An 8,221-nucleotide genomic window follows, 5' to 3' on the forward strand; every position below is an offset into this window, starting at 1 on the left:
GAGAACCTTATTTCCGAAGATTAAAAAAACGGAAAGCGTATAGTTGTGTGATTTTGAAGATTTAAGTTGGACTTACCATCATGCTAGTAATTTGAGATAGCTTCTTACAAAGTCGCACATCGCGTATACAGAAATACGCATTAATCATCTTCTCTAACCGGGATAATGCTCTTCTTCCATTAGCAACCTCCGGCAATCATGGGTTCTGCCGAATTTATTGACAGGAACCATACAAAATGGGTGGTCTGGTTGCTTATGTCAGGTAGTGTAAGCCCAGTTTGATGGCTCCGCCAATTCATCTGATGCAAACCTTTTGTATCATCTTGCGTAAGGAGGCTACAGATCGCAAGGCTTTTGCATCAGGCCAATCGTATACTTTTTCTATACTGTGGCTGGAATGTAAAAGAGGACGAAGCATGACAACGAACAAAATGTCAAAGATTACCAGCACGAACCCAATGGGAACCGATGGGTTTGAATTTGTCGAATACGCAGCGCCTGATCCGGTTGCCCTGGACAGCCTCTTCAAACAGTTTGGATTTGTTCCGGTAGCGCGCCATCGATCCAAAGAGGTGACATTATATCGCCAGGGGGAAATTAACTTTATTGTGAATGGCGAGCCAGACTCATTTGCCCAGAAGTTTGCCCGTGAGCATGGTCCCTGTGCCTGTGCATTTGCTATTCGGGTAGAAGATGCGGCTTTTGCATATGAGAGGGCACTTCAATTGGGTTGTGAACCAGGGCCGACCCAGAGTGGGCCAATGGAGCTGAATATTCCCTCCATTGTGGGCATTGGTGGCAGCCTGATATATCTGGTTGACCGGTACGGTGATAAAGGCTCGATCTATGATGTGGACTTCGTTCCCATCGAGGGGGTAGATCAGGAGCCGGAAGGGGTTGGCCTGACGTTTATTGATCACCTTACCCATAATGTTCATCAGGGTAATATGGATAAGTGGGCATCGTACTATGAAGATATTTTTAACTTCCGTGAAATTCGATACTTTGATATTGAAGGTAAGCTAACAGGGCTCAAGTCAAGAGCGATGACCAGTCCCTGTGGAAAAGTAAAAATTCCTATTAATGAGTCTTCTGATGATAAGAGCCAGATTGAGGAATATCTTAAGGAATATAACGGTGAGGGTATTCAGCACATTGCCATGTACTCTAAAGACATTTATTACACGGTGCCGGCTATGCGCTCGAATGGTACTGCTTTTATGACACCGCCCCCTGATACTTATTATGAGATGCTTCCGGGTCGGCTGCCCTGGCATCATGAGAATCTGGATGAGCTCAAGAAAAACGCCATCCTTATGGATGGGGCACCTACAGAAGACGGGGGGTTGTTGCTGCAAATATTTACAGAAACGGTTATTGGGCCAATTTTCTTTGAAATCATACAACGCAAAGGTGATGAAGGGTTTGGTGAAGGTAATTTCACCGCTCTATTCGAGAGCATAGAACGAGACCAGATTAAAAGGGGTGTTCTTTAATTGTCCTACCTGTAACACATTGATTTGATAAAGGTCTATGTGTTTGTTGGGTGTGGCGTAACTACAGATGGCCTATATTTATTATAGGCTTTTCAGGGAATGAACCTTCAATCGTGTGGGGTAATTCGGCAATTCATTACCCCATCAACAAGGTCGGGGAGAGTATTTATGAAGTCATCCAAATATCAGGCCAGAAAGCCTGATGAGTCGGGCTTTATTGAATATACGGAAGAGGAGCACGAAACTTGGAGTATTCTGTATCACCGACAGATTGAGTTACTGAAAGGCCGGGCATGTGATGAATATATGAGCGGTATCGAAGAGCTCGCCATGCTATCAGAACGTATCCCCCAGCTGGATGAAATCAACCGGGTTCTTAACGATAAAACCGGCTGGGGAGTTGCCAGAGTACCTGCTCTGATTTCCTTTGACAGTTTTTTTAAGCTTTTAGCGGACAAGCAATTCCCTGTTGCTACCTTTATTCGGGTTAGAGAAGAGCTGGATTATCTTCAGGAACCGGACATTTTTCATGAAATATTTGGTCACTGTCCTTTGCTCACCAACCAGGATTTTGCTGACTTTACGGAAACCTATGGCAGGCTTGGATTGGCTGCCACCAAAGAAGAACGGGTTTATCTTGCCAGACTCTATTGGCTGACGGTTGAGTTTGGCTTATTGAATACCTCACAGGGCTTACGTATCTACGGAGGTGGCATTCTCTCCAGCTATGGTGAAACGGCCTATGCATTGGATAGTGATATTCCCGTCAGAACACCCTTTGATCCACTGACTGCACTGAGAACTCCCTACCGGATCGATATCTTGCAGCCATTGTATTATGTATTGGACGATATTACGGTCCTTCATCGTCTCTGCGAAATGGATATTATGGCGCTGGTACATCAGGCTATGACGATGCCTCTGCTTCCCCCTATGTTTGAGCCAAAGCCTAAGGAAGGTGCTGCGTGAGATGAGCTTTCTACCACTTCAAGGTGGTAGAACTCAGCATAATAGTTCTTTATCTATTACGATTAGCGCTCATTGATAGATGATAATATCCAATCATATTTATTCTTGGCATAAGTTAATCAGGAACAACTTTTAAGGTTGATCAGATCCTGGAAACTGCTAATTATCTATGTGTTGAGGCGTAAAGTTGGGCGCGCGTTAGTTGCCGAACTACTAGCTGACTATAAATATACAGATTCAAAAAAGAACCGATTTGAGGAGAGTCTCAGTGCCAAGACGGATAATTGATATTTCCATGCACCTGGAAAATGATGTGATATCCGATCCCCCGGGATACGGCCCTAAGATTACTTACATGTCCCATAAAGACACATTCTCTCAAATAGCCCCTTTTTTCCCAGGGCTGGAACAGGAGGACCTGCCGGATGGGGAAGCATGGGCTATTGAGAAAGTAGAGTTGATTACCCATAACGGAACCCATCTGGATGCTCCTTATCATTTTCATTCCACAATGAATGAGGGAGAGCGGGCTATACCCATTGATGAAGTACCTTTGGACTGGTGCTTCCAGCAAGGGGTAAAACTCGATTTTCGCCATTATGATAATGGGTATGTGGTGACGGCTGAAGATGTTGAGCAGGAATTAGCCAGAATAGGTCATGAACTGCAGCCGATGGATATTGTTGTGGTCAATACCCGGGCTGGCAGTCACTATGGTAAGGATGATTATGTGGCTTCTGGTTGTGGGATGGGCCTTGAGGCCACGCTGTACCTGCTTGAGAGAGGGGTTAAGTTGACGGGGACAGATGCCTGGAGCTGGGATGCCCCTTTTGTACATACTGCAGAGAAATATCAGAAAACAAAAGATGCTTCCCTGATCTGGGAAGGCCATAAAGCGGGTCGACATATGGCCTACTGCCATTTGGAGAAGCTTCATAATCTGGAGGCTCTTCCGGATAAAGGCTTTATGGTTTCCTGTTTTCCGGTAAAAATTCGTGGTGCATCTGCCGGATGGACACGGGCGGTTGCCATTCTTGATGACTAGCTGTCGGAGATTATCATTCGCTGCCTGCTCTAAATACGATGTTATACCGCCTTTTTAAAGGAAAACACTGACTCCTCACTCGGCCTCTACATAAGGTAATATTTTTCATTATTTAAACACAATGTGTCGTTTATATTGTCTTGGTTGGGGTGCTTATGGAAATGGGGCAGAAAAGGGATTTTACAGAGTATCTGACTCTGATTTTTCTTAAGGATAGACAGGTAAGCAAGCCGGTATTCAATCTGGTTGTTGGTCTTGTTCTGATGTGGGGCTTTCTACTCAACTATTGGATTGTACAGTATTTTCCTACGGAATGGCTGACAGCACTTGACCTCTGGGTCTTTCTGCTTCTCTATTTTGTGATGAGTGGGATTGGGGTGGTAATTATGCTCTATTACGAAATGCCACTTTTCAGTTTTATTGGTTATAGCATTATGACCTCTACTGTCGGTTTTCTGTTAAATATTTATCTTGGGTACTTTAGTGGTGAAGAGGTGATTCGTGCCATTCAGTATACGGCATGGACCACATTCGGAATGATTATAGCCGCAACCCTTTTACCAAAATTATTTATGCGCCTTCACACGATTCTTGCTGTGATTGTCTTGTCTGTAGTTATTATTGAGTTTGGCTGGATTCTCCTGTTCGGCCAGAGTGGTAATTTTTTTCACTGGATTGTTGCCATCAGCATGTGCGGCTATATTGGCTATCATTGGGCTGATATGCAGGATTGTGGTGATACGCTGGATCAGGCAATTGATTTTGGTGGTTTGCTTTATATGGCCATTATCAACTTGTTCATTCGTATTATCGAGTTGCTGCGACTCTCAAAGTAGCTTGCTGACTCATGAGCTGTCCCTGTCTTTGAAGTGGGCAGCTCTTCAAGAACTGTTCTCGTTTTCTAATTTCCTGATCATTCCAGATACCCCTTATTTCCATGTCCCTTCTGTGTGTTAGTATTCAGCTATTTTAATCAGATCTGCCATGGTATTCATTCGGGTGTGCGATCTTGTTTTTTAATGGGCCATTGCTTTGCGTTACAAGGAGTCTTCGATGCAGCCAAGGGAACTGAGCATTCAAACACCTCATCTGACATTTGCAGCCATGGAGTGGGGAGACCCTCAGGGGCAACCGGTGATAGCCCTTCATGGCTGGCTTGACAATGCGGCAAGTTTTACCCCAATGGCAGCAAAGCTAAAGGGTATAAGGTTAATCGCTGTGGATCAGGCCGGTCATGGTCTTTCTGATCACCGTCCAGCGTGGTTCAGTTACGATGTCTGGCACTACGTTGAAGATCTGGTCTATATTGCGGAGTCTCTGAAGCTTGAACGGTTTGGTCTGCTCGGTCATTCCATGGGAGGGGTGGTCAGTACCATGGCAGCGGGCTCAGTTCTGAAAGACCAGGTTAGCGGATTGGTGGCGATTGATGGGCTTTTCCCCTGGCCAAGGAACCCCGGAGATGCCCCAAAGGCGCTGGCGGACTATATCAATCAACGCAGAACACCGGCTGATCAGCTGCCAGTAACCCGCTATCGATCAAAACAGCAGGCGGTTCGTGCCAGGGCAATGAGCCAGTTCAAAGTGTCCAGACAATCCTCAGAGCTGCTGGTGGATCGATCGATTATTGAGGATGGCGAAGACTGGATCTGGACGGCTGACCCGCGGCTTAAGTTGGGGTCTCCTACACGTTTTTCCCTTGAGCAGACCCTGGCATTTCCCCGACAGATGACCTGTCCTGCCCATATGGTCTATGTTGACAGTGGTGCGATCAGTGATGCTATTACCCAGTATCATGAGCAGCTTCCCAATATTCATTTTCACCCGATGAGAGGCAATCATCATCTTCATATGGATGATCAGGTGGAAGCTATTGCCGATATAGTTAACTCTGTTTTAGGCCGAAAATTATGATAGTCTGAAGCGTCGATGGGGGAAGCCTTGGATTGTATTTCATGAATAAAGTGACTGTAGATATCCTGGGTCTACTGAAGACTCTTCAATCGCGCTATTTAACCACTACCAACAAAATTATCAGTGCCTTCCTTTGCCTGGTCATTGTTCCTTCGACTAATGCATTGGAACTTCCAGCGTATCCTAATGCCCGTACTGAGCTTTCCGTCAATGAGAGTCGCCAGAATCATCCGATCATTACCCATCGGATGAAGCGGGTAAACGGCGTTGTTACCTCTGACGGTGCTAAGTGGCTTGATGGGCACCTGATCAGGCACCTCTACTTTCTGCCTCCCGGTCACAGCAGTAACCAGGGCTATGAGTTTTATGTCAGCATGTTGCGGGCAGAGGGTGTTGAGACGTTGTTCGAATGTCGCAGTTTTTCCTGTGGTGCCAGTAATTTCTGGGCTAATGATATCTTCGACATTTCAACGCTCTATGGTCAGGATAAAGAACAGGCTTTTTATATTGGGAAAAAGCAGAACATTTTTTATGCGGTCTACGCAATTAGACGCGGGAATGGCCGTATTTATACCTTGTTGGATGTCTTTAAGCCTTATGACTATGAGATGGAAAGTACTGCGGAACAGAGTAGCGGCAGTAGTTTCCTGAGACTTGCTTCCGGTAAATCAGACATTGAAAAGAGCTCTGATCTGACGTCATTTGCAGCAAACATGAACTCTGATTCATCCATGAATGCACTGCTTATCATTCACAGCACGGTGCCCGATACCCTGGTAGAGCTGGATACGTGGCAGAACAAAATGCAAGTGCTGCAAAATACAATTGTGCAATATTTAAAGGAACAGGGGATCAGCGAGTCACGACTACGCTTCAATATTTCCATTGGCACTCATGACAGTTCGCTGGATCCAGGACCAAAGCCATCTTTCTGGCTTGAAATTGTGCCTTTAAATTAAAGTCCGAATGAAGATTGACTCAAATATGGCTGATGCGCACGAACTCTTCCGGATCCAATGTCTGTTCTGCTACGTCCATCAGCTGATTAAAAATATCCGATGGGACATTCTTCTTTAGAAGTGTGACCAAGCCGGTTCTTTCGCTTGGCGTCAGAGCTGGCACGATATATTTAAGCCACAAAACGATCTGCTCAGGGGTCATGCTCGCCATTACCTGATCATGAAGCTGGTTTAACTCCGTGTCAGAGAAATACTGCCAGAACAGCGGCAGAAACCGGGTTTCCTCTAATTGCATGTGCTTCAATAGATCGGGAATCAACAGGTTCGCCTGTTGTCTGATGTACTGGAGATTCTCCTCAGACGGTGCTACGGATAACTCAGATAACTGTTCTGACAGAGCGGTTATCTGTTTATCCAGTTTCTCATGCTCTTCAACATCACGCTCTGTCTCTAAGCTTTTTCCCATTTTTTCAGCAAGGGAAACCATGAGTACTTCATTTTCAGAATGAGAGTGGTTTTTCACCATAAAAGCCAGTTCAGAGGCCTGTTCTTTCAACATATGGACGGCGCATTGATCTTCTGCATCCGTTGTGTCCAGGCTTGATAGAAGACTGGTCAGACCTTGCCGAAGGCCTTTATGAGGAAAGGCATAGAGGTTGTGACGCATGATGATACCACTGGTCAGGAATTGAACCCCCTTACTATGGAGGGGGCGTTAACCATTCAGGATAGTCATCACTCAGGTCGTTAACCAATCGCTAACTCTAAGGATCAATGATCCGGAAAACGCTGTGAGATCTCGACGGAGATACTGTCAGAATCGCTGCCAACAGTGACCTGTTGATCCTGTATGAAACAGTGTAGCTTCATGGTTTTGTCAACCAGCCGGGTCAAGTCGTTACCTTCTGCAGGAATTCGAAAAATATACAAATTGTCAAATCGTTTCACTTTATCCTGATACTGCTGCCACCAGATATCGGAATTTCGCCCACCATAGTTATAGATATAAACCTGTTTGGCCCGTCCACAGGCTTTCCTGAGGCGCTTTTCATCCGGCTGTCCAAGCTCTATCCAGCTTTCAATTTCACCACTGAGATTTTTCTGCCAGATATCAGGTTCATCATCAGTACTGATGCCTCTGGTAAACTGAAGCTCCACTGATGCATGGAGGAACCAGACCATGAGTCTCAACATTGCCCGTTCATCATTTTCAGATGGGTGTCGAGCAAGGGTTAAATCATGGTCGGCATAATAGTGGCGGTTCATGTCCGCTATGTTAACAGCTGCTTTGTAGATAGTTGCTTTCAGGGCCATGCATCATTAACTCGATAAAAAGTGGAGTTTAACCCGAAGCTGCAGCTTTCTGCCAAGAAGTCCACCTGATGATAAATGAGTAAAAGTACATGGGCAGTGACAAGTAGTCAGCGTGAGTAGCGATCATGATAGTCATTGCATGGTTGAACGATTTTATTCCAGCAGTTGCGCACCAAGGGATACAAGACCTGCCTCTATGGAAAGTAATTAACAATAGCTATTGTCAAGATGATGTAATGTTGATGCAGGTCAATATGGTAGAAAAAAACAATACGTATTATGGCTTACGCCTGGTGGAGGAAAGAGAAGGGGGATTTCTCCAGTTAAAGGTCTTTGCGTCGCGGGGGAGGTGACACAAAGGCTACGAAGATGAGACAGGCAACAACAATAAAATTTTGAAACGGGAATGTAATTTAAATTGTGTAAACGCTTGTCGTTAATACTCCAAAATGGAGAATAACAATGAGCGTTGAAATCAACGAAAAACTGGTAGATCAAATAGCCAGTCAGATTAAAACTCAGGATGA

8 protein-coding genes are annotated in these 8,221 nt (G+C 45.2%); 6 read left to right on the plus strand and 2 right to left on the minus strand.

Annotated elements, in window-relative coordinates; genetic code table 11:
* The first annotated feature begins 416 nt into the window (after positions 1-416).
* From hppD to AK963_RS22545, 6 genes are all read left to right on the plus strand, one after another.
* On the plus strand, positions 417-1,496 hold the full coding sequence (gene hppD, locus AK963_RS22520) for a 4-hydroxyphenylpyruvate dioxygenase (protein ID WP_420795624.1): 1,080 nt from the start codon (positions 417-419) through the stop codon (positions 1,494-1,496).
* A gap of 99 nt (positions 1,497-1,595) precedes the next feature.
* Entirely contained in the window at positions 1,596-2,465 is an 870-nt protein-coding gene (gene phhA, locus AK963_RS22525; protein ID WP_420795625.1) for a phenylalanine 4-monooxygenase, read from the plus strand.
* A gap of 268 nt (positions 2,466-2,733) precedes the next feature.
* Positions 2,734-3,510, plus strand: a complete 777-nt coding sequence (locus tag AK963_RS22530) for a cyclase family protein (protein ID WP_066017666.1) — start codon at positions 2,734-2,736, stop codon at positions 3,508-3,510.
* 161 nt (positions 3,511-3,671) lie between these two features.
* Positions 3,672-4,346, plus strand: coding sequence for a Bax inhibitor-1 family protein (locus AK963_RS22535; RefSeq protein WP_238593817.1), 675 nt, complete (start codon positions 3,672-3,674; stop codon positions 4,344-4,346).
* A 217-nt stretch (positions 4,347-4,563) separates the two neighbouring features.
* Complete coding sequence (locus AK963_RS22540; protein ID WP_066017668.1) at positions 4,564-5,421, plus strand: alpha/beta fold hydrolase; 858 nt, start codon at positions 4,564-4,566, stop codon at positions 5,419-5,421.
* Between the two features lie 41 nt (positions 5,422-5,462).
* The gene (locus tag AK963_RS22545; RefSeq protein WP_066017669.1) at positions 5,463-6,380 is read left to right on the plus strand and encodes a DUF4892 domain-containing protein; all 918 of its coding nucleotides are present in this window, start codon (positions 5,463-5,465) and stop codon (positions 6,378-6,380) included.
* A gap of 19 nt (positions 6,381-6,399) precedes the next feature.
* Here AK963_RS22545 and AK963_RS22550 read toward each other — a convergent pair whose 3' ends face one another.
* Together AK963_RS22550 and AK963_RS22555 are read right to left on the minus strand one after the other, a co-directional pair.
* On the minus strand, positions 6,400-7,047 hold the full coding sequence (locus AK963_RS22550; protein ID WP_066017670.1) for a hemerythrin domain-containing protein: 648 nt from the start codon (positions 7,045-7,047) through the stop codon (positions 6,400-6,402).
* Positions 7,048-7,151: 104 nt separating this feature from the next.
* Positions 7,152-7,694: a YaeQ family protein gene (locus AK963_RS22555; RefSeq protein ID WP_066017671.1), complete on the minus strand. Its 543-nt coding sequence runs from the start codon at positions 7,692-7,694 to the stop codon at positions 7,152-7,154.
* Between the last annotated feature and the right edge of the window lie 527 nt (positions 7,695-8,221).

Source organism: Endozoicomonas atrinae (assembly GCF_001647025.1).
Taxonomy (GTDB): Bacteria; Pseudomonadota; Gammaproteobacteria; order Pseudomonadales; family Endozoicomonadaceae; genus Endozoicomonas; species Endozoicomonas atrinae.

What these genes read in the sequence shown, in the direction of transcription:
- hppD (WP_420795624.1), top strand. Translation starts at nt 417, where the DNA reads ATGACAACGAACAAAATGTCAAAGATTACCAGCACGAACCCAATGGGA.
- phhA (WP_420795625.1), top strand. Translation starts at nt 1,596, where the DNA reads ATGAACCTTCAATCGTGTGGGGTAATTCGGCAATTCATTACCCCATCA.
- AK963_RS22535 (WP_238593817.1), top strand. Translation starts at nt 3,672, where the DNA reads ATGGGGCAGAAAAGGGATTTTACAGAGTATCTGACTCTGATTTTTCTT.
- AK963_RS22540 (WP_066017668.1), top strand. Translation starts at nt 4,564, where the DNA reads ATGCAGCCAAGGGAACTGAGCATTCAAACACCTCATCTGACATTTGCA.
- AK963_RS22545 (WP_066017669.1), top strand. Translation starts at nt 5,463, where the DNA reads ATGAATAAAGTGACTGTAGATATCCTGGGTCTACTGAAGACTCTTCAA.
- AK963_RS22550 (WP_066017670.1), bottom strand. Translation starts at nt 7,047, where the DNA reads ATGCGTCACAACCTCTATGCCTTTCCTCATAAAGGCCTTCGGCAAGGT.
- AK963_RS22555 (WP_066017671.1), bottom strand. Translation starts at nt 7,694, where the DNA reads ATGGCCCTGAAAGCAACTATCTACAAAGCAGCTGTTAACATAGCGGAC.